Annotated in this window: 22 protein-coding genes; 10 read left to right on the top strand and 12 right to left on the bottom strand. The window is 64.6% G+C overall.

Going from position 1 to position 21,647, the window contains the following annotated elements; translation table 11 throughout:
* Entirely contained in the window at nt 1–474 is a 474-nt protein-coding gene (locus G7079_RS04105; protein WP_166055817.1) for a hotdog fold domain-containing protein, read from the top strand.
* A gap of 13 nt (nt 475–487) precedes the next feature.
* Here G7079_RS04105 and G7079_RS04100 read toward each other — a convergent pair whose 3' ends face one another.
* Nucleotides 488–838 carry a DUF1304 domain-containing protein gene (locus G7079_RS04100; RefSeq protein ID WP_166055816.1) on the bottom strand — a complete coding sequence of 117 codons (351 nt, stop codon included), beginning with the start codon at nt 836–838 and terminating at the stop codon, nt 488–490.
* A gap of 91 nt (nt 839–929) precedes the next feature.
* On the opposite strand from G7079_RS04100, the gene G7079_RS04095 reads away from it, so the two are divergent.
* Genes G7079_RS04095 through G7079_RS04085 form a run of 3 tightly spaced genes read left to right on the top strand, consistent with a single transcriptional unit; the run spans nt 930 to nt 5,324 of the window.
* The gene (locus tag G7079_RS04095) at nt 930–2,702 is read left to right on the top strand and encodes a hypothetical protein (protein WP_166055814.1); all 1,773 of its coding nucleotides are present in this window, start codon (nt 930–932) and stop codon (nt 2,700–2,702) included.
* Between the two features lie 21 nt (nt 2,703–2,723).
* Nucleotides 2,724–4,880, top strand: a complete 2,157-nt coding sequence (locus G7079_RS04090) for a toll/interleukin-1 receptor domain-containing protein (RefSeq protein WP_166055812.1) — start codon at nt 2,724–2,726, stop codon at nt 4,878–4,880.
* A gap of 48 nt (nt 4,881–4,928) precedes the next feature.
* Nucleotides 4,929–5,324, top strand: a complete 396-nt coding sequence (locus tag G7079_RS04085) for a hypothetical protein (protein ID WP_166055810.1) — start codon at nt 4,929–4,931, stop codon at nt 5,322–5,324.
* Nucleotides 5,325–5,346: 22 nt separating this feature from the next.
* Here G7079_RS04085 and G7079_RS04080 read toward each other — a convergent pair whose 3' ends face one another.
* Together G7079_RS04080 and G7079_RS04075 are read right to left on the bottom strand one after the other, a co-directional pair.
* Nucleotides 5,347–6,219, bottom strand: coding sequence for a metallophosphoesterase (locus G7079_RS04080; RefSeq protein ID WP_166055809.1), 873 nt, complete (start codon nt 6,217–6,219; stop codon nt 5,347–5,349).
* An 8-nt stretch (nt 6,220–6,227) separates the two neighbouring features.
* Complete coding sequence (locus tag G7079_RS04075) at nt 6,228–7,583, bottom strand: MFS transporter (protein ID WP_166055808.1); 1,356 nt, start codon at nt 7,581–7,583, stop codon at nt 6,228–6,230.
* 135 nt (nt 7,584–7,718) lie between these two features.
* On the opposite strand from G7079_RS04075, the gene G7079_RS04070 reads away from it, so the two are divergent.
* Nucleotides 7,719–9,296 carry a choline dehydrogenase gene (locus G7079_RS04070; RefSeq protein WP_166055807.1) on the top strand — a complete coding sequence of 526 codons (1,578 nt, stop codon included), beginning with the start codon at nt 7,719–7,721 and terminating at the stop codon, nt 9,294–9,296.
* Between the two features lie 163 nt (nt 9,297–9,459).
* Here G7079_RS04070 and G7079_RS04065 read toward each other — a convergent pair whose 3' ends face one another.
* Both G7079_RS04065 and G7079_RS04060 read right to left on the bottom strand, forming a co-directional pair.
* Nucleotides 9,460–11,346: a M48 family metallopeptidase gene (locus tag G7079_RS04065; protein WP_166055806.1), complete on the bottom strand. Its 1,887-nt coding sequence runs from the start codon at nt 11,344–11,346 to the stop codon at nt 9,460–9,462.
* A gap of 55 nt (nt 11,347–11,401) precedes the next feature.
* Nucleotides 11,402–11,998 carry a LemA family protein gene (locus G7079_RS04060; RefSeq protein ID WP_240906235.1) on the bottom strand — a complete coding sequence of 199 codons (597 nt, stop codon included), beginning with the start codon at nt 11,996–11,998 and terminating at the stop codon, nt 11,402–11,404.
* An 82-nt stretch (nt 11,999–12,080) separates the two neighbouring features.
* On the opposite strand from G7079_RS04060, the gene G7079_RS04055 reads away from it, so the two are divergent.
* A complete protein-coding gene (locus G7079_RS04055) occupies nt 12,081–13,427 on the top strand; it encodes a serine hydrolase domain-containing protein (RefSeq protein ID WP_166055804.1) in 1,347 nt (448 codons plus the stop codon).
* A 166-nt stretch (nt 13,428–13,593) separates the two neighbouring features.
* Here the strand turns inward: G7079_RS04055 and G7079_RS04050 are convergent, their stop codons facing one another.
* Nucleotides 13,594–14,037 (bottom strand): histidine biosynthesis protein HisIE, encoded by a 444-nt coding sequence (locus G7079_RS04050; protein ID WP_166055803.1) that lies wholly within the window; start codon nt 14,035–14,037, stop codon nt 13,594–13,596.
* A gap of 250 nt (nt 14,038–14,287) precedes the next feature.
* Between G7079_RS04050 and G7079_RS04045 the strand changes: the two genes are divergently transcribed.
* Nucleotides 14,288–14,590 carry a hypothetical protein gene (locus G7079_RS04045; RefSeq protein WP_166055802.1) on the top strand — a complete coding sequence of 101 codons (303 nt, stop codon included), beginning with the start codon at nt 14,288–14,290 and terminating at the stop codon, nt 14,588–14,590.
* Between the two features lie 246 nt (nt 14,591–14,836).
* Here G7079_RS04045 and gcvH read toward each other — a convergent pair whose 3' ends face one another.
* The 5 genes from gcvH to G7079_RS04020 all read right to left on the bottom strand — a co-directional run bounded on the left by gcvH (nt 14,837) and on the right by G7079_RS04020 (nt 18,425).
* On the bottom strand, nt 14,837–15,232 hold the full coding sequence (gene gcvH / locus G7079_RS04040) for a glycine cleavage system protein GcvH (RefSeq protein WP_166055801.1): 396 nt from the start codon (nt 15,230–15,232) through the stop codon (nt 14,837–14,839).
* 84 nt (nt 15,233–15,316) lie between these two features.
* The gene (gcvT, locus tag G7079_RS04035) at nt 15,317–16,420 is read right to left on the bottom strand and encodes a glycine cleavage system aminomethyltransferase GcvT (protein ID WP_166055800.1); all 1,104 of its coding nucleotides are present in this window, start codon (nt 16,418–16,420) and stop codon (nt 15,317–15,319) included.
* 93 nt (nt 16,421–16,513) lie between these two features.
* Nucleotides 16,514–17,020, bottom strand: coding sequence for a hypothetical protein (locus G7079_RS04030; RefSeq protein ID WP_166055799.1), 507 nt, complete (start codon nt 17,018–17,020; stop codon nt 16,514–16,516).
* Between the two features lie 28 nt (nt 17,021–17,048).
* Nucleotides 17,049–17,480 (bottom strand): NfeD family protein, encoded by a 432-nt coding sequence (locus G7079_RS04025; protein ID WP_166055798.1) that lies wholly within the window; start codon nt 17,478–17,480, stop codon nt 17,049–17,051.
* 3 nt (nt 17,481–17,483) lie between these two features.
* Nucleotides 17,484–18,425, bottom strand: a complete 942-nt coding sequence (locus tag G7079_RS04020; protein WP_166055796.1) for an SPFH domain-containing protein — start codon at nt 18,423–18,425, stop codon at nt 17,484–17,486.
* A gap of 106 nt (nt 18,426–18,531) precedes the next feature.
* On the opposite strand from G7079_RS04020, the gene G7079_RS04015 reads away from it, so the two are divergent.
* From G7079_RS04015 to G7079_RS04005, 3 genes are read left to right on the top strand one after another with little or no spacing between them, the layout of a single operon-like run.
* The gene (locus tag G7079_RS04015; protein ID WP_166055794.1) at nt 18,532–19,137 is read left to right on the top strand and encodes an RNA polymerase sigma factor; all 606 of its coding nucleotides are present in this window, start codon (nt 18,532–18,534) and stop codon (nt 19,135–19,137) included.
* Nucleotides 19,130–19,900 carry a hypothetical protein gene (locus tag G7079_RS04010; protein ID WP_166055793.1) on the top strand — a complete coding sequence of 257 codons (771 nt, stop codon included), beginning with the start codon at nt 19,130–19,132 and terminating at the stop codon, nt 19,898–19,900. The genes G7079_RS04015 and G7079_RS04010 overlap by 8 nt, the downstream gene beginning before the upstream one ends.
* 34 nt (nt 19,901–19,934) lie before the next feature.
* On the top strand, nt 19,935–21,398 hold the full coding sequence (locus tag G7079_RS04005) for a PDZ domain-containing protein (protein WP_166055790.1): 1,464 nt from the start codon (nt 19,935–19,937) through the stop codon (nt 21,396–21,398).
* Nucleotides 21,399–21,458: 60 nt separating this feature from the next.
* Here the strand turns inward: G7079_RS04005 and G7079_RS04000 are convergent, their stop codons facing one another.
* Entirely contained in the window at nt 21,459–21,623 is a 165-nt protein-coding gene (locus G7079_RS04000; RefSeq protein ID WP_240906263.1) for a hemin uptake protein HemP, read from the bottom strand.
* Between the last annotated feature and the right edge of the window lie 24 nt (nt 21,624–21,647).

Below are 21,647 nucleotides of genomic sequence, written 5' to 3'. Positions count from 1 at the left end.
ATGGCAACGCCGATGCTGGATGTGTACCGACGCCTGACCCGCTGGCCGGGCGGACGTTGGTTGTTCTCGAAACTGGTGTGCTGGAAAGCGCCCTACTTCGCCAGCATCGTGCCGCGCATCGAATCGCTGGAGCCGGGGCGCGGGATCGCGTCCATCGCGCACCGGCGCAAGGTCAGCAACCACATCGGCACCGTGCATGCGATCGCGCTGTGCAACCTGGCCGAGTTCGTCGGCGGCCTGACCTGCGAAGTCAGCATCCCGCACGGCATGCGCTGGATCCCCAAGGGCATGGACGTGAAGTACCTGAAGAAGGCAGTCGGGCGGATGCGTGCCACCGCGGTGCCGGCATTCCCGGCGCATGTCGCGGATGAAGGCTACGAATTGCCGTTCGACGTGACCATCCAGGATCCGCAGGGCGACGCCGTGCTGACCGCGACGATCGCCATGTGGATCTCGCCGAAAACGACGCGCTGAACCAAGCGTTCGATCAGAAGCAGCACACCGCGGCCAGCGCCAGCAGGGCCGGCAACGCCTGCACGAAGAAGATCCGCTTGTTGACGCTGTACGCCCCGTAGGCACCGGCCACGACCACGCACAGCAGGAAGAACACCGCGAACTCGCGCGAGCCGGTGACCGCCGCATACAGCAGGCCGGCGGCCAGGAAGCCGTTGTACAGGCCCTGGTTGGCGGCCAATACGCGGGTGGTTTCGGCCCTCTCCGGCGTGTTGCGGAAGGTCTTCAGCCCCAGCGGCTTGGTCCACAGGAACATTTCCAGCACCAGGAAATACAGGTGCAGCAGGGCCACCACGACCAGCAACAACAATGCGACCGTCGACATCGCCAGACTCCGTTTGATGGGGTGACGTTCGCATGCGTGCCACCATGGCGCAACCGGGGGCGACGACGCCATGGGCAAGGGGACAGTTTCGATGCCGGACAGCCTCGCAAACGCCAGCACCACGCCGGCGCGAATCCGCCTGAACATCGGGCTGACCGCGCACCGCGACCTCATCACCGAAGAGACCCCGCGGCTGCGCAGTGAAGTGCGCGATTTCTTCCTGCGCGTGCGCGGCGAATTCCCAGACCTGCCGTTGCGGCTGATCTCCGCGCTCGCCGAAGGCGGCGACCAGTTGGTGGCCGAGGAAGCATTGGCGCTCGGCATCGAACTGGTCGTGCCACTGCCGATGCCGCAGGCGGAATACGAACGCGATTTCGAACGCGAAGGCTCGCTCGAACGCTTCCGCGGGTTGCTTGCGCAGGCGCAGGTGCGCACGCTGCCGATGGCGCCCGGCAACACGCCGGAAGAGATCCAGCAACGCGGCCCGGCGCGCAACCGCCAGTACGCGCAGCTCGGGATGTTCGTGTCCTCGCATTGCCAGATCCTGCTGGCGCTGTGGGATGGCAAGGCCAGCGAAGCGACTGGCGGCACCGCGCAGGTCGTCGATTACCACCTGCGCAATGCAATGCCGGGCTTCAGTGCTGAAGACGTGGCGCCGAACCTGCTGGCCGATGACGAAAGCGACCTCGTCTACCACCTGTACTGCCCGCGCCGTCTTCCGCACCCGGAGGACGGCCCCGGCGAGCCGATCGAGCACCTGCGCGATCCGCGCTGGGTGACGGTCGAAGGCCACCTGCCCGGCAGTTCGAAGGTGCCCGCACAGTACTGCCATGTGTTCGGCCAGATGCAGGCCTTCAATCGCGACACGCAACGCCACGCGAACGCGATGGCAAGCGAAGTGCGCTCGTTGCTCGATGCCGGCATGCCAACGCCGGCCCCAGCACCGGTGCGCGAAGTGGACAAACTGTTCGGCGCGGCGGATTGGCTGGCCGTGCATTTCCGCCGCCGCGTGCGGCGCAACATGCTGCTCACCCATGCCATGGCCGCGGCGATGGGTCTGTCCTTCATCCTGTATTCCGACGTGGACAGCGATCGCCGTTACGTGGCGGCCTTCCTGGTGTTGTTCGCGCTGGGGTGGTTGGTCAGCTTGATCGGCGAACGGCGCGAGTGGCATCGCAAGTACCTGGATTACCGTGGTCTGGCCGAAGGCCTGCGCGTGCAGCTGTACTGGCGCCTGGCGGGTGTTGAAACACCTCCGAACAGCAGCCTGGGCTACGACAGCTTCCTGCAGAAGCAGGACGTGGACCTGAGCTGGATCCGGCACGCGATGCGCAGCTCGGGACTGTTGCGCAGCGAGGACTTCCGGCCAGACCAGGATTGGCTGCGCTGGGTGATCAGCCGTTGGGTCGGCGAGCGATCGGCAATCGACAATGATTCCAGTGGGCAACTTGCCTACTTCAATGCAGGCAGCCAAAGCCGTGAGCGCGCCTATCGCACCACCGCATTGCTCGGCAACATCGCGTTGGCCGGCGGCGTGCTGGGTGCGGTGGCGCTGCTGCTGGCAGGCGGACACATCAACCCTGCCTGGCAGAAGACATTGCTGGTTTCGATGGGCCTGTTGCCGCTGTTGGCCGGTATCCACGAAGCGTATTCCCACAAGAACGCGGACAAGGAACTGATCAAGCAATTCCGCTTCATGAGCCGATTGTTCGACAGTTGCCGCGCGCGCCTGGACAACGCCCGCGACGATGCCGAATCGCGCCACCTGCTGCGCGCGCTCGGCTGCGCTTGCCTCGAAGAACACGCCGAATGGATTTTGCTCCACCGCGAACGCCCACTGGAAGCCGGCGGATTGTCCGGTTAACGGCAGCAACCGCGTTGCATCTTGGGTTGGCCGGCGAAACAGGGGCGTCGGCGCGATCCCGGGAGGTGGGGTCTGCGTTATCGCGCCTTCATCAGCTACAGCCACGCCGACGCACGCCACGCCACTTGGCTGCATCGCCGGCTGGAAGCGTATCGCCTGCCGTCGCGACTGCGCGGCGCAACGGGCACGCATGGCCCGTTGCCCGAACGACTGAGTCCGATCTTCCGCGACCGTGATGACCTGCCAAGCGCAGGCCAACTGGGCCCGCAGATCCAGGCTGCACTGGAAAATTCCGAAGCGCTGGTGGTGGTGTGTTCGCCCAACGCGGCGCAGTCCACTTATGTCGATGCCGAAATCCTGACCTTCAAGCGACTGGGTCGCGGCGATCGCATCTATGCCTTCATCGTCGATGGCGAACCGAACTCCGGCGATGCGAACGAATGCTTCCCGCCTGCCCTGCGCTATGAACTGGATGCCGATGGCAACCTCGACAGCACCCCGGCCAATCCCGTCGCCGCCGATGCCCGCCCGGGCAAGGACGGAAAACCGCTCGCGCTGTTGAAACTGCTGGCTGGCCTGTTCGGCCTGCCGCTGGACACCCTGCGCCAGCGCGAGGCGCGCCGCCGCCACCTGCGCATGACCGCGATCACCGCGTTGGCGGTAGTGGTGATGCTGGTGACCAGCGTGCTGGCGGTGCAGGCGATGGTGGCGAAAAAAGCCGCCGAGCGCCGGCAGAAGCAAGCGGAAACGCTGGTGGATTTCATGCTGGGCGACCTCAACGACAAATTGTCGGAAGTGGGGCGCCTGGACATCCTGTCGTCCGTCAACGACAAGGCGATGGCGTACTTCCAGTCGCTGCCGAAGACAGATGTCACCGATGAGGCACTGGAACAGCGCGCCAAGGCGCTGGTCAAGATCGGCATCGTCCGTTCCGAACAGGGAGCCTTGCCGAAGGCGATGGAAAGCTTCAAGGCAGCAGCGGCCTTGTCCGGTCCGCTTGCCCGGGCAAGACCCGCCGATCTGGCGCGACAACTCGCCTATGCCGACATCCTTTCCTATATCGGGGTGACCCATTGGTATCAGGGCGACATGAAAGGCGCGCAACAAGGTTTCGATGCAACCCACAATGTGCTTGCCGCGGCACGTCGGCACGCCCCCGGCAACCCACGGCTGCTGTACCAACTGACGAACGTCGACAACAACAATGGGCACGTCCTCGAAGCCACCGGGCATTTCGAGGAAGCCGCGGAAAACTACGAGCGCATGTTGGCTGCCGCGGAACCCTTGGCGGTTCTTGATCCGGACAACCTTGACTGGCAGGGACAGCTTGGTCTGGCGCACAACAATTTGGCGAAGATGGCCCTGATGAGCGGAAACCTTGCCAAGGCAATCAACGGCTATCGTGCCGATCTTGTCATCCAGCAGCATTCCTTGGACAGGGATCGGCGCAACAACGCGCAACACGAGCGACTGCTGATTTCGCGAGCGACCTTGGGACGGACGCTCGCGCTCGGCGGCCAGCTGGACGAAGGCGCTGCCTTGCTTCGACAAACGCTGGACGATGCCGAACGACTCAATGTCATGGAACCCGGCAGTACCAACTACCAATTCGACATCGGACTGTATGCCTATCAGCTCGCCAAGATCGAACGGCAACGTGGCCAAGCGGAGGTCGCGAAGCAACTAGTTGGGCAGTCGCTTGAAATGCTTGAAGCCATGATCAAGGCGAGTCCTGAACAAACGGCTTGGCAACGCGAACATGCGGCCGCACTGACCGAAAGCGCCGAGCAGATCATCGCCTCGGGCAAGCATTCCGATCTGGTGAACAACCAGCTGACTTCCGCCCTCGAAACCCTCGAACCGCAGCTCAAAGAGAACCAGCAGGATCGCGGCATCGTGCTCGCCACGGCTAATGCATGGCTGCGCTTGGCCTCCGTGTCCCCCGAAAGCCGGCGAAAAGCGCTGGCCGAACGCGCGCTCGCAACGATCGATGTACAGACCTCCGCGCGCCAGGATCCCAGGTTGTTGGCACTCAAGGCCGATGCGTTGACGCAACTAGGCCGAAAGCATGAAGCGAAGCCGATCACCACGGCACTGTCAGCGGCCGGTTATCACGACTTTAAGCCGCCTCCATCAACGCCCGCGTACCCAGCGGCCACGACCTCCCCCAAACGCTGAACCCGGATGTTCGGCGCCATCGCAGGATGCGACAACCCGAGGATCGCCATGAGCAACAACATCAATGTCTCGCTGGATACATCGGTCACCCCGAACGTCCTGGACGTGCACGACCACGGACACATCCACATCGACAAGAAAACCAAGCCGCAAACCATCACCTGGAACCTGAACGGCGTGCTGACCGGAGGCGAATTCGTGCCCATGTCCGACCCGGAGCCGGGGTTTCAATGGGTCACCGATCCGCCTCCATCCAGCGAGATATTCGGCGAACCGGCACGGGGTTCGAATGGAAATTCCATGTCGATCACCGACACCCATTCCAATGGCGACAGCGATGGAAGATGGGTCTACAGGCTCTGCGTCCTCTACAACCACAAGGTCTACTGCACCGAAACGAGCATCGCCGCCACTGTCAAGGATCCAATCATCATCAACCACTGATTTTCCGTGGACGCATCAAGATTCAGCGCGGCGGTATCCTTGTCGCCGCGCTGGCCGCATCCCCCCGCAACCTCAACCGCGAAACCTCCGGTGGCACCCCCAACCGCATCGGCAGGATGCTGGTGCCGATACCAGGTGTGACGAACAGCGTGTGTCCGCCTTCGGCATAGACACCACGCAATGCGTGCGAGTCCGCGCGAAACCGACGCGGCGTGAACACGCCAAACGGATTGATCTGCCCGCCATGGGTATGCCCGGCCACGGTCAGCGCCGCTGTCGACGGCAATCGCGGCCATAGCGATGGCTCGTGGGTCAGCGCGATCACCGGCGCGCCAGCAGGAATGCGCGCGAACGTGCCCGGCACATCCGGCCGGCCTTCCAGCTTGTCGCCCAGGCCGGCCAGCCAGAAGCGACAGGCCCCAACCTGCACCGGCAGTGCCCGGTTGTCGATCATCTTCACGCCCGCCGCGGAGAACGCGCGCGAAATTTCCTTGCCGTTCTTCCACCAATCGTGGTTGCCCAGCACGCCATACACCTGCTTGCGCGCGGTCAGCGGCTTCAAGTGCTCGGCGATGACGTCTGCGGGTACGTAGGTACCAGCCAGCACGCTGAGGATCACGTAGTCGCCGCCCATCAACACGATGGGCGCGTCGCTGTCGATCAGTGCCTGTACCCAGCGATCCAGATGCTCGACGCCGTTGCGCGGTGAGCCAGTATGGGTATCGGCCACCACGTCGATGCGCAGGCCATCGCAGGCGGCCGGCCAGCCGCGCAAGGCCAGCATGTAATCGCGCTGTATCAATCGCCCGGGCTCGATGACGAAGCCGTACACCGCGACCATCAGCACGGCAAGGAACAGCGCCCACGCCCAGCGCTGCCGGCGCGAACGCAACACATGCTTGATCAGTCCGATGCGCCATCTCCGCGCGCGCGCGCCTCGGGCAATTTCTTCGCCTCGCGCAGCACGCCGAATGCACCCATGGTCATGCCGCATGCGACAAGCAGGCCAGCGCCGAACACCGCCTGCGAGCCGAACGCGGCCAAGAATTTGTGCACCCAGACGAAGGTGAGGTCGCCGCCGCGATAGATCACCGTATCGATGGCCGCGCCGGCCTTGTAACGCCATTCGCGCGGCACGCGGGTGTAGATCGTCTCGCGCGCGGGCTTGGCCAGCGAGAACTCGCTGGCGCGGGTCACCACCTGCACCACCGCCACCAGCAGCGGCAGCGGCGATGCCGCCAGCGCGGCATAACCCAGAATGATCGCGCCGCCCGGAATCAGCAGCGCGGGGCCGATGCCGAAGCGCGACAGCAGTGCGCGGGTGACGAAAATCTGCACGAACAGGGTCAGCGCGTTCACCGCTAGGTCGATGTTGGCGTAGTACGCGGTCGCCAATTCCGGATCCGGATAGAACTGGCGCACGATCGCCGCCTGCTCGTTGTACAGCAGCGTACCCACGCCCACGCCGAACAGGGTCAGCACCGCCATCCAGCGCAGCAGCGGTTCCTTGACCACCAACTTCAGGCCGGCCCACACGGTGCCGCCCATCGGTACTTCGCCACTGGTGATCTTGCGCTGCGCCTCGCGCTGCACTGCATGCGCGCGCAGTCGCAGCAGGCAGACGATGCACATCAGCAGGAACCCGGCCGAAACCAACATCAGGTTGGCGATGCCGATGCGCTCGACCAATGCGCGGGTCAGCATCGGACCTACGATCGCGCCGATGGTGCCGGCCGCGCCGATGTAGCCGTAGTAGCGACGCGCCTCGACGTTGTCGTAGACATCGGCCATGAAGCTCCAGAACACCGCCACCGCGAACAGGTTGAACACGGTGATCCACAGGAAGAACGCCATGCCGCGACCAGGCACGCCGCTGTCGAACATCACGTAGAACCCCAGCAGTGTGACGATGAAGAAGCCGTACACCACCGGCAGGAAGATCCGGCGCGGATAGCGGCTGACCAGCCAGCCATAGACCGGCTGCAGTACCAGCATGATCAGGAAGGTGCAGGTGAACAGGATCTGCAGGGTGAGGTCTTTCAGCGAAATGCCGCGCGCGGTGAAGAACTCGATCATCGCCGGCGGAAACACGGTGGCGACGTCGTTGGAGGCACCCATCGCCTCGCGCACCGGGCGCAGCACGTAATAGCCGCTCAGCAGGCAGAAGAAATACAGGAACGACCACAGCAGCGGCGGCGATTCGCCAAGCGCGTTGCGAAAACGGCCGAATCGTCCGGTCGTGGCGGTGGCTTCCGTCATGGCGTGCATCGAACCCGAACGCGGCGTTGCGCAACGGTAACCCGGCGCACGCAACCGCACCACCCTTGCATTCCACCGAGCATTTGCTCTAGCGATGGCGCATAGCGTCCACGGGTCATCGTTGCGGGACGGTCAGTGTTCGACTACATCATCATCGGCGCCGGTTCCGCCGGCTGCGTGCTCGCCAATCGCCTGAGCGAAGACCCCAACGTCAAGGTGCTGCTGCTGGAAGCCGGCCCGCGCGACTGGCATCCCTTCATCCACATGCCCGCCGGGCTGGCCAAACTGGTCAACCGCAAGGGCGTGAACTGGGACTACGACACCGCGCCGGAGCCGCAGCTCGACAACCGCACGTTGTGGTGGCCGCGCGGCAAGGTTCTGGGTGGTTCCAGTTCGATCAACGCGATGTGCTACATCCGCGGCGTGCCGCGCGACTACGACGACTGGGCGCAGACAGCCACCGGCTGGGACTGGAACGCGGTGCTGCCCTACTTCAAGCGTTCCGAAGGCAACACGCGTGGCGGCGATGCGCTGCACGGCGGCGATGGGCCGCTCAGCGTCAGCGACCTGCGCCACAGCAATCCTTTGTCGCAGGTGTTCATCGATGCCGCAGGCCAGGCCGGCATCCCCGCCAACCACGATTTCAACGGCCCGCAACAACAGGGCGCCGGCCTGTACCAGGTCACCCAGCGCGATGGTGCGCGCTGCTCGTCCGCGGTTGCCTACCTCGATCCGGCCAAGCCGCGGCCCAACCTGACCGTGCATACCGGCGCGTTGGTCAGCCGCATCACCTTCGACGGTCGCCGTGCCAACGGCGTGACTTATTCGATGCTGGGCAAGGCCTTCCACCAGCCCGCCGCGCGCGAAATCCTCCTGTGCGGTGGCGCGATCAATTCGCCGCAGACGTTGATGCTGTCCGGCATCGGCCCGGCCGATGAATTGCGCCGGCTCGGCATCGACGTGGTGCACGATGCAGCAGGTGTTGGCGGCAACCTGCAAGACCACCTCGATGTCTGCACGCTGCAGCACTCGACCCGGCGCATCACCTACGACCGCATCAACGAACCGAAGATGGCGTTCGACTACTTCCTGCGCGGCCACAAGGGCGCGGGCAGCAGCAATCTCGCCGAGGCCGGCGGCTTCTTCCGCTCGCCACTGGCACCGGACGAACGCGCCGACATCCAGTTCCACTTCGTGCCGGCGATGCTCGACGACCACGGCCGCAACCGTCTCTCGGGCGACGGCTACACCCTGCACGCCTGCTTCCTGCGCCCGCGCAGCCGCGGCCGGCTGACGCTTGCCAGCAACCGCGCCAGCGACAAGCCGCGCATCCAGGCGAATTACCTCAGCGACGCCGAAGGCTTCGACCTGAAGATGATGCTGGAGTGCGCCAAGATCAGCCGCTCGATCTTTGCCCAGCGCGCGTTCGACCCCTACCGCGGCGCGCCGATCTTCCCCAAGCGCAACGACCTGTCCGATGCCGAATTGATCGAATTCATCCGCGCCAAGGCCGAATCCGTGTACCACCCGGTCGGCACCTGCCGGATGGGCGACGACGAGGCTTCGGTGGTCGATGCCAGCCTGCGCGTGCGTGGCGTCGATGGCCTGCGTGTAGTCGATGCCTCGGTGATGCCAAGCCTGATCGGCGGCAACACCAACGCGCCGACGATCATGATCGCGGAGCGTGCGGCGGATCTGATCAATGCGGGTTGATCAACGCGAGATCCAACACATGGCCCGGGTAGAGCACAGCGAAACCCGGGAATGCACCGCAATCGAACCGTCGTTTCTTGGATGACGCAAAGAATCCCGGATTTCGCCTTTGGCTCTACCCGGGCGACGCTGGCTGCGTCTGACAACCAGCGGAATCGGGATATCACCCCCTTTCCAGCATCGGCGGCAACGGGCAATGCAACACGCCGCAGATGGTGCGCAGCAGTTCGGATTCGGCCACGCTGACGCGGCCGTCGTGGCTGACGGAGGCGGTGACGGCTTCCACCATCGCCTGCTTGGCCAGCGGATCCAGCGCATCCAGCGGCTCCCACACGGCGTCGAGCGCCAACACGCCGTTGGCCGGCGGCGCGTACGGCAGGTGGTCGCGCGGCAGCACGCGCTGCAAGCCTGCAAGGTAGGCGCGTTGCGCGGACGCGGCATCGTCATGGCCGGCCTGCGCGACGACCGCCAGCAGCGTGGCGAATTCGTTGCGCACGTTACCGGGCTTTCTCCGGCCGAAGCGTGCATAACGCGACGGATCCAGCGATTCCACCACCTGCACGGTCAGCAACCGGCCCAGACAGTACTCGAACAGCGAGACCTGCCCGTCGGCGTTCACCACCGCATGCACGGCATCGAGGAATGTCCCCAGTTCCGGTCGCGGGCGCAGCCGCAGCACCGGGAAGGCCAATGCCGCCAGCGGCAAGCGCAACATCGGATGCAGGTCGGCGGTCAGTTGCTGGTGGATGCGCATAGCGTGCTCGGCGGCTGAAGCGCCCATGCGCGCGGCGACCTCTTCTTGCTGCAACGACGCCAGCGCCTCATCGTCGGCCAGCAACAAGGCCAGCAGCAACGGCATCACCGCATCGCGTTGCCCGGCAAGATCGCGCAGCGCTTCGGGAATGCTGCCAACGATGGCGTCGGCGCGCTTGTAGTCGTCGGCAGCCGGTGAGGCGACCTGCGCGGCGACCATCGGTGGTGTCACATCGATTTGTTGCGATACGCCGGGCAGGCACGAGCCGCTCGCCCCGTTCAACCCCAGCTGCACGTCTTCGTCCAGGCCACTGGGCGGCGACGCCAGCCACTTCGCCTGCAGGTGCTCCAGCGCTTCTCTGTTGAAGCCGGGCTCCAGCGCCTGGATGCGCTTGAGCAGCGGCGGATGGGTGGCGAACAATCCGGAGAAGCCAACGCCGTCGCCGAACAGCATGTGGCTGACTTCCTCGGCATCGCTGCGGTCGTTCAATTTCGCGCCTTCGTGCAGGCCGCCGATCTTCTTCAGCGCACCCGCCAATCCCTGCGCCTGTCGGGTGAACTGCACCGCACTGGCATCGGCCAGGGTCTCGCGCGAACGACTTACGCCGGCCTTGATCATGCGGCCGAAGAACAGGCCGACGTAGCCGACCGCCATCGCCACGATCGCCGCCCCCAGCACCGCGCCGGCTCCTTTGTTACGGCCACTGAAGCGCCCGTGCCAGAGGATCTTGCGACCGATCAAGCCGATCATCAGGATGCCGAACAGTCCGCCGATCAGGCGGATATTCAGGCGCATGTCGCCGTTGAGGATGTAGCTGAACTCGTGGGCGATCACGCCCTGCAGTTCGTCGCGATTGAGTTTGTCCAATGCGCCTCGGGTGACCGCGACCACGGCATCGGACGTGGAGTAGCCGGCGGCGAAGGCATTGATCGCGGCCTCGTGCTCCAGCACGTAGAGTTTCGGCACCGGCACGCCGGAAGCGATGGCGATTTCCTCCACCACGTTGCGCAACCGGCGCAAATTGAAGTCAGTGGTGTCTTCCGACACCGGCACTCCGCCCATCTGCAAGGCGACCGGCTCGCCGCCGCCGCGCAGGCTGGCGATGCGGTACATCGAGCCAAACCCGATCACCGCCAGCGTGGCGATGGTGCTGAACGCCAACGCGCCGGTGGAGCCGGTGGTCGCCCATGTGGCGATGTCCACCGCGATCACGATGCCGACCACCGCCAGCGCGAACAGGAGTACCAACCGCGACGAGTGGCGCCGCGCGGCGGCCTGTTGTTCGAAGAAATTCATCCGTGTCGCCCCCGAACGACGCCAGTCGCGCGCGCGCGGCCGGCGTTAACTTGGATCAGAACTGCACTTTCGGCGCGGCGCGCACTTCGACCTGCTTGTCCGCCGGGATCTCCAGCAGGGTGGCCGGTGCGAAATTGAACATGCCGGCGAAGATGCTGTTGGGGAACACTTCGCGCTTGTTGTTGTAGGCCATCACCGCATCGTTGAACGCCTGCCGCGCGAACGCGACTTTGTTCTCGGTGCTGGTCAGCTCCTCGGTGAGCTGCATCATGTTCTGGTTGGCCTTGAGATCCGGGTAGGCCTCGGCCACTGCCAGCAGACGACCCAGGCCAGCATTCAACTGACCCTGTGCGACGGCAAGCGTGGCCATCGCCTCCGGATCTCCGGGCTTCGCCTTCGCTGCGGACAGACCGGATTGTGCGGCTGAACGCGCGGCGATCACGGCTTCCAGCGTTTCGCGCTCGTGGCTCATGTATTGCTTGGCGACTTCCACCAGGTTCGGGATCAGGTCGAAGCGCCGCTGCAACTGCACATCGATCTGCGCGAAGGCATTCTTGAACGCATTCCGCGCGGTCACCAGTCCGTTATAGATACCCACGCCCCAGAATGCGACGGCGGCCACAATCACCAGCAATATCAAAAGCGTAAGCATCAAAGCTCCCCTCATTCATGCAATCGTGGAAACAGGCGCTAGAATCAGGCGCAGTTCGCAGCATACGCAGGGGGCAAGGCCGATGAAAGACAACAGCACTCGGCAGGCTTGGCGTATCGGGCTAGTGGCGGCACTGCTGCCAATGGCCTTGGGCTCAGCCGCGCAGAGCGGGCTGAAGTGGCACAGCCCACCAGCATCCCCAACAATCGCGCACTCCGCCAACGCGCCCACCTACCCATCGAACGCGGTGCAGGCCTCAGCGCATCCGATCGACGTGCGCAGCTTCGAGGCGATGGCGCAGCAGATGGTCGCCGGCGGCCGCATCCCCGGTCTTGCCGTGGCCATCGTGCAGAACGGCCGCGTGCTGAGCGCGCGCGGCTACGGCGTCACCGACGCGCGCAACGGCGAACCGGTGGATGCGCATACCGTGTTCCGCCTGGCCTCGCTGTCGAAATCCTTCGCCGGCACCGTGACCGGCATCCTGGTCAACGACGGCGTGCTGCGCTGGGACAGCAAGCTGACCGATTACGTCCCCGATTTCAAACTGTCGCAACCGAATGCCGCGCAACAGGTCACCGTGGCGGACTTGCTCAGCCATCGCGTGGGTCTCACACGCAACGCCTATGACCGCGACCTGGAAGGCAATGCCGATTTCCATGCGCTGACGATGAAGATGGCGAATGCGCCGATGACCTGCGCGCCTGGCCAGTGCTACGCCTACCAGAACGTGGCATTCAGCCTGGTCGGCGACGTGGTGTTTGCCGCCACCGGCCAGTTCTACAGCGAAGAAGTCGCGCGCCGCATCTTCAAGCCGCTGGGCATGCACGACGCCAGCTACGGACTGGAAGGCATCGAAGCCAGTGCGCGCTGGGCCAAGCCGCATGTACGCGGCCGTGGCGGCTGGGTGCCGCTGATGCCGAAGCCGAACTACTACCGCGTCGCACCTGCCGCAGGCGTCAACGCCAGCATCAGCGACATGGCGCAGTGGCTGATCGCGCAGACAGGCCATCGTCCGGATGTATTGCCTGCCCCGCTGCTGGCCACGCTGCACGCGCCGGTGATCTCCACTCCAAGCGAATTGCGTGGCTCCTCGTGGCGCCGCACGCGCCTGAGTTCCGCTGGGTATGCGTTGGGGTGGCGTGCCTTCAACTACGCGGGCCATGACCTGGTCTTCCACGGCGGCGCGGTGCAGGGTTATCGCGGCGCGATGGCCCTCCTGCCCGACCACGACATCGGTATCGCGATCCTGTGGAACAGCGAGAGCGCCCTGCCTTCCGGGCTGCTGCCGACCATCATCGACAACGTGCTGGGGCTGACCGGCGGCCAGTGGCTGGATGACGACGTGACGGCACCGGAACCGACGATGTATGCCGATGAATCCGGACCGGCTGGCGTGGATGCCTCCGCCGCAACCGCATCGCCGGAATAAACTGAAGCATTCGAACGGTTCGGCAAAAAAGTCGGCATTCCCGACGCTTCGATCCGCCGGCGTGCATCGCACACGGCAGCAAAAAAGAAACCCCTCCCGCCTGGGCAACGGGAAGGGTCTTCAGGGTGCAGCGACTGCCTGATCGGGTGATCCCGACCAGTGCGTCTTACATCATCGGAGCGGGCATCGCCGGCATTGCAACCGGCTTGGCCTTCTTGGCAGCCTTCTTCTTCGCAGCAGGCTTCTTGGCAGCCTTCTTCGCAGCAGGCTTCTTGGCAGCCTTCTTCGCAGCAGGCTTCTTGGCGGCCTTCTTGGCGGCCGGCTTCTTCGCTACCTTCTTGGCAGCCTTCTTCGCGACCTTCTTGACGGCCTTCTTGGCAGTCTTCTTGGCGGCTGGCTTCTTCTTCGCTACCTTCTTCGCTACTTTCTTGGCGGCCTTCTTGGCGGCCGGCTTCTTCGCGACCTTCTTGGCAGCCTTCTTGGCGGCCGGCTTCTTGGCAACCTTCTTCTTCGCTACCTTCTTCGCCGCCGGCTTCTTGGCGACTTTCTTCGCCGCCTTCTTGGCGGCCGGCTTCTTAGCAGCCTTCTTTGCAGCTTTCTTAACGGCCATGGTATGGCTCCTCGTCAATGGGTATTTCGGTAAAGCCCAGTTTCAAAAAACACCACGGGTATCGGACCCGCGAGCGACCGCCGACGCGCCAGGCGCACCGGTCGGATGGGTTGGCGACCTGCGATCCACTGCAATGCCGCTGACGACGTCCCGCACCCAATAAAAAACCTGCGGCGGCTGACGCTGCAGGTTTCGATCATGGGCGCTTCCCGTTTCCGCGAGGGATGGCGATGCCGGCGTCCACCATTTGATGCTGCTGGTGGAGGTGCATGTGATGCGGCCGGTGATCGCGTTTTGTTTTCTCACTCGCTTCTGCAGGGAACGTCTGCTTGGGCGAAACCTAATCACGGTTTTTCCGACTGTCAACAACCTGTCGCAATTTTTTTTCGCCTCGCTTGTGCGCCGGGTGCCGCGCGCCTCGTCGCGGCCACTCGCACGCAGCATGCAGTGCACGCGCGTCGATACGCGGACATTGGGAAGCAAATGCAAAAACGCAGGGAAAAAAGCGACTTTCTTCGATACTCATCGTTCGCGCATGCACGCGCACGGATGACATCACGCGTCATCGATTACCCATGCACGAGCGCGCGAACAAGCTCGCCACGCCGCGTTCGCCACAGCACGCACAACCTCACCTTTGCGCGTCGCACAAGCCCGATTGCGCAAAACTGCGCGAACTTTTTTCGCGAATCGCGAACCGCCGACGCGTCTCGTTCGCGGTTTTTTGCAACCCGGGAAACGAAAAACCCGCGGTGTTAGCCGCGGGTTCCGATGCCGCTTCCAGGGGCAGGAGGCGATGTCAGTGGTCTTCGTCTTCCAGCAATTCGGCGTAGTCGTCCGGACTCAGCAGCTCGTTGAGCTGCTCGGCATCATCGATCTCCATCGTGAACAACCAGCCGTCGCCGTAGGCGTCTTCATTGATCGTTTCCGGCTTGTCGACCAGTGCGGCGTTGACCTCGACCACCTTGCCGCTGACCGGCGCGTACACGTCGGACGCAGCCTTCACCGACTCCACCACCGCACATGCGGTGCCGACCTGGACGGTATCGCCGACATTTGGCAGTTCGACGTAGACCAGGTCGCCGAGCAGGCCTTGGGCGTGATCGGAAATGCCAACGGTGACCTTGCCGTCGCCTTCGACACGGGCCCATTCGTGGGACTTGAGGAACTTGAGGTCGCCGGGGATTTCGCTCATTGCTGTGGCTCCAGTGGAACGTTGCGGGGGATGGGCTGGGGAAAGTCTAGCGAAGCTGCGGGTGAAAATTCACCCATGACGCAATCAGAGGATGCCGTCCTGGATCTTGCCTTCGCGGACGAACGGGAACTTGACCACGCGCACCGGGATTTCCTTGCCGCGGATATCCACGCGCACGTCGCCGGGCTCGCCGGCCGGCACGCGGGCGAAAGCGATCGCCTTGCCGATGCTGGGCGAGAAGGTACCGGACAGGATCTCACCCTCGCCATTGGCGGTGACCACCTTCTGGCCGTGGCGCAACACGCCTTTCTCGTCCATCACCAAGCCGATCATCTGCCGCGGCACACCATCGGCCTGCTGCGCTTCCAGCACGCTGCGACCGATGAAGTCCCGGCCCTCGTCGAGCACCACGGTCCAGCCCAATGCCGCCTCGTATGGCGAAATCGTATCGTCCATGTCCTGGCCGTACAGGTTCATGCCGGCCTCAAGACGCAGCGTGTCGCGTGCGCCCAGGCCAGCCGGCTTCACGCCTGCGGCCAGCAGTTCATTCCAGAACGCCACGGTCTGCGCCTCGGGCACGATCACCTCGAAGCCATCCTCGCCGGTGTAACCGGTGCGGGCGACGAATACCTCGACGCCACCAATGGTCTTCGCCTCGCGTGCGGAGAAACGCAGCAGCTTGGACACCGGCGTGCGGTCTTCCTCGCGCAGCAGGCCGACCACCTTCTCGCGCGCGGTCGGGCCCTGCACCGCGACCATGCCGAACTCGGGGCGTTCGCGCACGCTGACATCGAAGGCCTTGGCTTGTTCGGTGATCCAGGTGACGTCCTTCTCGCGGGTAGCGGCGTTCACCACCAGGCGGAACCAGTCTTCCGACATGTAATAGACGATCAGGTCGTCGATCACCCCGCCCTGCGGGTTGAGCATCGCGGTGTACAACGCCTTGCCGGGCTTCTGCAGCTTGTCCACTGAGTTGGCGACGAGGTGGCGGAGGAACTCGCGCACCTTGGTGCCGGTGAGGTCGACCACGGTCATGTGGCTGACGTCGAACATGCCGGCAGCCGTGCGCACCAGATGGTGTTCGTCGAGCTGCGAGCCGTAGTGGATCGGCATGTCCCAGCCGCCGAAGTCGACCATCTTGGCGCCGAGCGCACGATGGGTCTCATTGAGGATCGTCTTCTGGGTCATCGGGCTGCCTGCCTGCGTGGGGCGGGCATTATCCCAGACTGGGTGCGCCCTACGCGCCGGTATGCAGTACCGCACCGGCGATTTCCCCGCCCGTCAGCCGTCGTAGCCGTAGCCTTCGTTGCGGCAACGCACGCCCTTGGCCGGCAGCGTCTGCATCCGGCCTTCGCCATCCACGCGCCAGGCGCGCCGTGCGCCAAGCCACTCGACGTCATGCGGCTTGACGATGGCGACGATGCGCCCGTCGTCCTGCCCCGTCTGCTGGCAGGCACCGACCGATACCTGCCATGCGGCATCGTCAAGTTCCTCGGGCTCGAACGCATCGGTCACGATGCCAATGCTGTTTTTCCCGAAGTGCGGCAGTTCCTGCACAACCAGCAAGGTGCGCAGCTTCGACTGCGGGTCGAACACCACGCTCACCATGTGATGACAGATGCGCTCCGGCCCGCCGCCCGCACCGTCGCCGATGCAGCTGCCCTGCTGCTGCTCCACGCCTTCCGGATACGGCGGTACCGCCTTGCCGATCCAGCCGTGCGCGCGCTCCTGCGCCGGGGCACCGCCTACCGCAAGCATCACCACCAACCCGAACATGATTCGCTTCATGCCCATGCCAACGGCGCTCGCGATCAAATCAGGCCGCCTCGACCTGCAGGCTCATCGCATCGCCACCGACAATCCGCACCGCGGCTCCTACGGGTAAATCAGCCCCCGTAACGTCCCAATACGCATCGGCGATCTGCACACGGCCGCGGCCATCGACGATCGCCCGTTCCAGCGACACCACCCGCCCGACCAGCGCCGCCGTGCGGCGGTTGAGCGCGGGTTGGTCGCTCTGGCGTTCGCGCGTACGGAACCACTTGCGATAGACCTGGATCGACACGAAACCGAGCACGACAAACGCCGCGGCCTGCGCCAACACCGGGATGCCCGGGATCAGCAATACGCCGACGAACACGGCCACGGCCGCGAAGCCCAGCCACAGCATGAAGGCACCGGGCGCCAACGCCTCGGCGGCGAACAGCAGCAGCGCGAACGCCGCCCAGGCGAATACGTCCCAACGCATGGCTCAGCCTCCCGCCTTCGGCAGCTTGCCGCTCGGCTGACGCTCCATCGCTTCCTTCGCCAGCTCGGCGATGCCGCCCAGCGAACCGATCACGCCGGCCGACTCCATCGGCATCATCACGAATTTCTGGTTCGGCGCTTCGGCCAGCGCCTTGAACGCCTCGATGTACTTCTGCGCCACGAAGTAGTTGATCGCCTGCACGTTGCCCGAAGCGATCGCGTCGGACACCATCTGGGTCGCCTTGGCTTCCGCCTCGGCCAGACGCTCGCGCGCTTCGGCTTCGCGGAACGCGGCTTCGCGGCCGCCTTCGGCTTCCAGGATCACCGACTGCTTCTCACCCTCGGCCTTGAGGATCGCGGCCTGGCGGAAGCCTTCGGCTTCGAGGATGTTGGCGCGCTTTTCGCGCTCGGCCTTCATCTGCCGGGCCATCGAATCGACCAGGTCGCGCGGCGGCTGGATGTCCTTCAGCTCGATGCGATTGACCTTGAGTCCCCACGGATGGGTGGCCTGGTCGACGGCATGCAGCACCTTGGTATTGATCTCGTCGCGCTTGGACAGCGACTCGTCCAGGTCCATCGACCCGATCGCGGTGCGGATATTGGTCATCACCAGGTTCAGCACCGCGATTTCCAGCGTGGCGACTTCATACGCCGCCTTGGCCGCATCCAGCACCTGGAAATAGACCACGCCATCGACCTTCACCACCGCGTTGTCCTTGGTGATGACGTCCTGGCTGGGCACGTCCATGACCTGTTCCATCATGTTGATCTTGCGGCCCACGCCGTACACGACCGGAACCAGGAAGTGCAGGCCGGGGCTCATGGTGTGGGTGTACTTGCCGAAGCGCTCCACCGTCCATTCGTAGCCCTGCGGCACCATGCGCACGGTCTTGAACAGGATCACGATGCCGGCGAACAGCAGGATCAGCGCGAGAATCGAGCCCATGGAATTTTCTCCCCGAAGAATGTGTCGAGTATAGGCGTCGCCGTTGGCGGACGATATTTCATCCCGTTTGCGACCTTTTTACCTCCGGCAGCATCCAGACAGTTAGATGACCACCCGTTCGAGCTTCGCGATCGACGTCCCCGCCTCCCTGCTCGCGCGTGCGCGGGCCGGGGATCCGGCCGCGTTCGAGCAGCTCTACCGCTGGTTCGAACGGCCGGTGTTCACCCTGGCGCTGCGCATCTGCGGCAGCCGCAACGAGGCCGACGAGATCCTGCAGGAGACGATGTTGAAACTATGGTCCGGCATCGGCAGCTTCCGTGGCGACGGCGGCAGCCCGTTCTGGGGCTGGCTGCGGCAGGTCGCGGTGAACGAAGCATTGCAGCGGCTACGGCGCGAGCGCCGGTTGTCGCTGGAACTGGGTGGCGTGGAGACCGACGACATCGCCGAAGACCATGCACCGCCACCGCCGGCTGCCGCCGATGCCGTGCTGCTGCAGCGCGCGCTAGGCGAATTGCCGGCCGCCACCCGCAGCGTGCTCTGGCTGTACCACGCAGAAGGCTATACGCACGAAGAGATCGCCGCCGCGGTGGAGCGCAGCGTGAGCTTCTCGAAATCGCAGCTGGCGCGCGGCACCCGCCGCCTGCGTGCCTTGCTGCAGGTGACCGAACCTGCGGCTGCACATATTGATAGGAAGGAGCAGGCACATGCCTGATGCCGGAGACTTCGATCGAAACAAGACCCGCAGCTGGAGCGACGCCTTCGCCGCCCTCCCGCAGGAAGCGCCTGACAACGGCGGCTGGCAACGCGTGCAAGCGCGCCTGCCATCGCCCGCAACACGTCCGCGCACGCGCTGGCCACTGTGGCTGGCGACGGCGGCTACGCTCGCATTGGTCGTGCTGATCCCGTTGCGGATGCTGCGGCAAGCGGAACCCGCGCTCGCGCCTACGCCTCAAGCCGTTGCAGCGGCAGCAACGCCGTCCACCGTCACGGCTATCGCACCGATCACGCCACCGCCTTCCATCGCCAGTGCAGCGCAAACGGTATCGACACCTGTCGCCAACCGCGACCGGCCGCGCCGCGCCAGCCAGCCATCACCTTCGCAGCGTCCGATCCGCAGCGCCGAACAACCAACGGATGCCAGCCGCGTCGCCGGAACGGATACACCAGGCACATCGATGTCCATCGACATGGAACCGCTTTACGCACAGTCCGCGCAACTGGAAAGCCTGCTGGCGATGGCGCGGGATGACCGCGTTGCCAGCGGCACCAGCGCCGCACTGAGCGACGAACTCGACGGCCGAGTCGCCGCCATCGATGCCACCTTGATCCAGCCCGGACTCAGCGATGCGCAACGCGCCAACCTGTGGGGCCAGCGGGTGGACACACTGCAACAACTGGTCGGCATCGAAACCACCAACCGCCTGTACGCCGCCCGTGGCCAGACCTACGACGCCGCACTGGTCAGCATCGATTAATCCGCCAATTCTTCTTCATCGCCACGAGGCCCGCATGAACACTTCGACCCCGCGTCCAACAGCCGAATGGCTGTCCAAACCCACCCTGCTCGCGCTTGCACTGGGCGTGGCGTTGTCCGGGGCCGCCATCGCCCAATCCACGCCAACGCCGGCGCAGCAGAAACAACTCGATGCCGCCCGCGCCGATCTCGACAAGGCCGCGCAACGCTTCGCCGAACTGCAACGCGAATACGGCGGTGCCGATGCGCCAATCCGCATCGAGAAGCGGGTACTGCGCAAGCCGGTGATCGGCGTGTTGCTGGCGCCCGATGACGCAGCCGGCGTGCGCATCGCCGGCGTCACCCCGGACAGCGCCGCCGCCGCGGGCGGGCTGAAGAGCGGCGACCGCATCGTCAGCATCGACGGCATGGCGATCAAGGCCGCCAACGGCACGGCACGCGTCGACGAAGTACGCGAACGATTGGCGGCACTCGATGCCAAGACCATGATCAAGCTTGGCTATGAACGCGATGGCAAGACGCAAGTCGTGGCGTTGACGCCAAAAGTGGGAGACCGCCTGGTGGTGTTTCCCGGCCTCGATGCCGATGCTGTTCCGAACTTCGACGACGACGTGCACATCATCGAAACGCCCGATGGACGGATCGATGTCGAAGCCGACCGCATCACCGAACATCAGCCCCGCTCCGAAAGGCACCTGCAGTTTGTTCGTATCGGTGACGGGCCGCGTGCCGACTGGGCGATGATCGCACCCGACGTGCGCACCGAAGTCATTCGCCTGGGCAATGACTGCAGAGGCGAGAACTGCAAGTTCCCGGTGCTGGCCGAAGCCTTCCGCTGGAACGGCCTCAACCTCGCCGCGGTCGATGCACAACTGGGCCGCTATTTCGGCACCAGCGGAGGCGTGCTGGTGCTCAGCACCGGCAATGACCTGGAAGGCCTGCAGGCCGGCGACGTGATCCGCAGGATCGGTGGCAAGTCGGTCAACAACCCACGCGAAGCGATGGAAGCGCTGCGTGCGCAACCCGCCGATGCCAAGGTCGCAGTGGACTACCTGCGCGACCGCAACAGCGCCACTGCACACGTCAGCGTGCCGAAAGCGCTGCCGTTCGCGGTGCCGCGAATCGCGGCACCGCGCGCACCCGGCATGCCGGGTGCCATCGAGCATCGCAAGATGATCTTCGTGGGCGAAGACGGCAAGGTGCAGACCTTCGAAGATGGCGACGGCAATGCGCCCCGTGCCCGTACCGCGTCGATGTCGAAGGATGGCGAACGCATCCAGAAGCGCAGGTTCGTGATGGTCGACAAGGACGGCAAGCGCAGCGAATGGGAAGGCGATGCCGATGACACACCACCCGCCTGGGTGCAGGCCATGCCGAAGGATGGCAAGCGCGTCGAGAAACGCGTGCAGGTGATCGTGGACGACAAGGGCAACAAGACCATCATCGAGGGTGACGGACTGCCGCTGCCGCCACCGCCTGCGCCACCGAAGGGCGGGTGATCTCCGGAATGACGAAGCCCCGCATCACGGGGCTTCGTATTCCAGCAGGGGACGTACTCCCTACTTGGTCAGGATCAGCTTGTCGTTGCGGGTATGCCGCAAGCGATAGGTTTCGTTGCCGTGGCGGATCAGGACTTCGTTGCGCCCTTGCAACAGGCCGCGGCTGTCGACGGCTAGTTCGGGGGTCGCAACCGCTTGCTTCGCGGCAGGCTTGACCAGCTGCAACCGATGACGGATCGAAACCGATTC

The organism is Thermomonas sp. HDW16 (assembly GCF_011302915.1).
Lineage (GTDB): Bacteria > Pseudomonadota > Gammaproteobacteria > Xanthomonadales > Xanthomonadaceae > Thermomonas.
The sequence above is the reverse complement of the archived record's forward strand: the minus strand, read 5'-3'. Positions and strand labels throughout refer to the sequence as shown.

Bases quoted from the DNA above. Each gene is read 5' to 3' on its own strand.
- G7079_RS04105 (WP_166055817.1), top strand. From the start codon at position 1: ATGGCAACGCCGATGCTGGATGTGTACCGACGCCTGACCCGCTGGCCG.
- G7079_RS04015 (WP_166055794.1), top strand. From the start codon at position 18,532: ATGACCACCCGTTCGAGCTTCGCGATCGACGTCCCCGCCTCCCTGCTC.
- G7079_RS04085 (WP_166055810.1), top strand. From the start codon at position 4,929: ATGAGCAACAACATCAATGTCTCGCTGGATACATCGGTCACCCCGAAC.
- gcvH (WP_166055801.1), bottom strand. From the start codon at position 15,232: ATGAGCGAAATCCCCGGCGACCTCAAGTTCCTCAAGTCCCACGAATGG.
- G7079_RS04045 (WP_166055802.1), top strand. From the start codon at position 14,288: ATGCTGCTGGTGGAGGTGCATGTGATGCGGCCGGTGATCGCGTTTTGT.
- G7079_RS04030 (WP_166055799.1), bottom strand. From the start codon at position 17,020: ATGAAGCGAATCATGTTCGGGTTGGTGGTGATGCTTGCGGTAGGCGGT.
- G7079_RS04060 (WP_240906235.1), bottom strand. From the start codon at position 11,998: ATGCTTACGCTTTTGATATTGCTGGTGATTGTGGCCGCCGTCGCATTC.
- G7079_RS04005 (WP_166055790.1), top strand. From the start codon at position 19,935: ATGAACACTTCGACCCCGCGTCCAACAGCCGAATGGCTGTCCAAACCC.
- G7079_RS04010 (WP_166055793.1), top strand. From the start codon at position 19,130: ATGCCTGATGCCGGAGACTTCGATCGAAACAAGACCCGCAGCTGGAGC.
- G7079_RS04065 (WP_166055806.1), bottom strand. From the start codon at position 11,346: ATGAATTTCTTCGAACAACAGGCCGCCGCGCGGCGCCACTCGTCGCGG.
- G7079_RS04025 (WP_166055798.1), bottom strand. From the start codon at position 17,480: ATGCGTTGGGACGTATTCGCCTGGGCGGCGTTCGCGCTGCTGCTGTTC.
- G7079_RS04050 (WP_166055803.1), bottom strand. From the start codon at position 14,037: ATGGCCGTTAAGAAAGCTGCAAAGAAGGCTGCTAAGAAGCCGGCCGCC.
- G7079_RS04095 (WP_166055814.1), top strand. From the start codon at position 930: ATGCCGGACAGCCTCGCAAACGCCAGCACCACGCCGGCGCGAATCCGC.
- G7079_RS04020 (WP_166055796.1), bottom strand. From the start codon at position 18,425: ATGGGCTCGATTCTCGCGCTGATCCTGCTGTTCGCCGGCATCGTGATC.
- G7079_RS04100 (WP_166055816.1), bottom strand. From the start codon at position 838: ATGTCGACGGTCGCATTGTTGTTGCTGGTCGTGGTGGCCCTGCTGCAC.
- gcvT (WP_166055800.1), bottom strand. From the start codon at position 16,420: ATGACCCAGAAGACGATCCTCAATGAGACCCATCGTGCGCTCGGCGCC.
- G7079_RS04075 (WP_166055808.1), bottom strand. From the start codon at position 7,583: ATGACGGAAGCCACCGCCACGACCGGACGATTCGGCCGTTTTCGCAAC.
- G7079_RS04055 (WP_166055804.1), top strand. From the start codon at position 12,081: ATGAAAGACAACAGCACTCGGCAGGCTTGGCGTATCGGGCTAGTGGCG.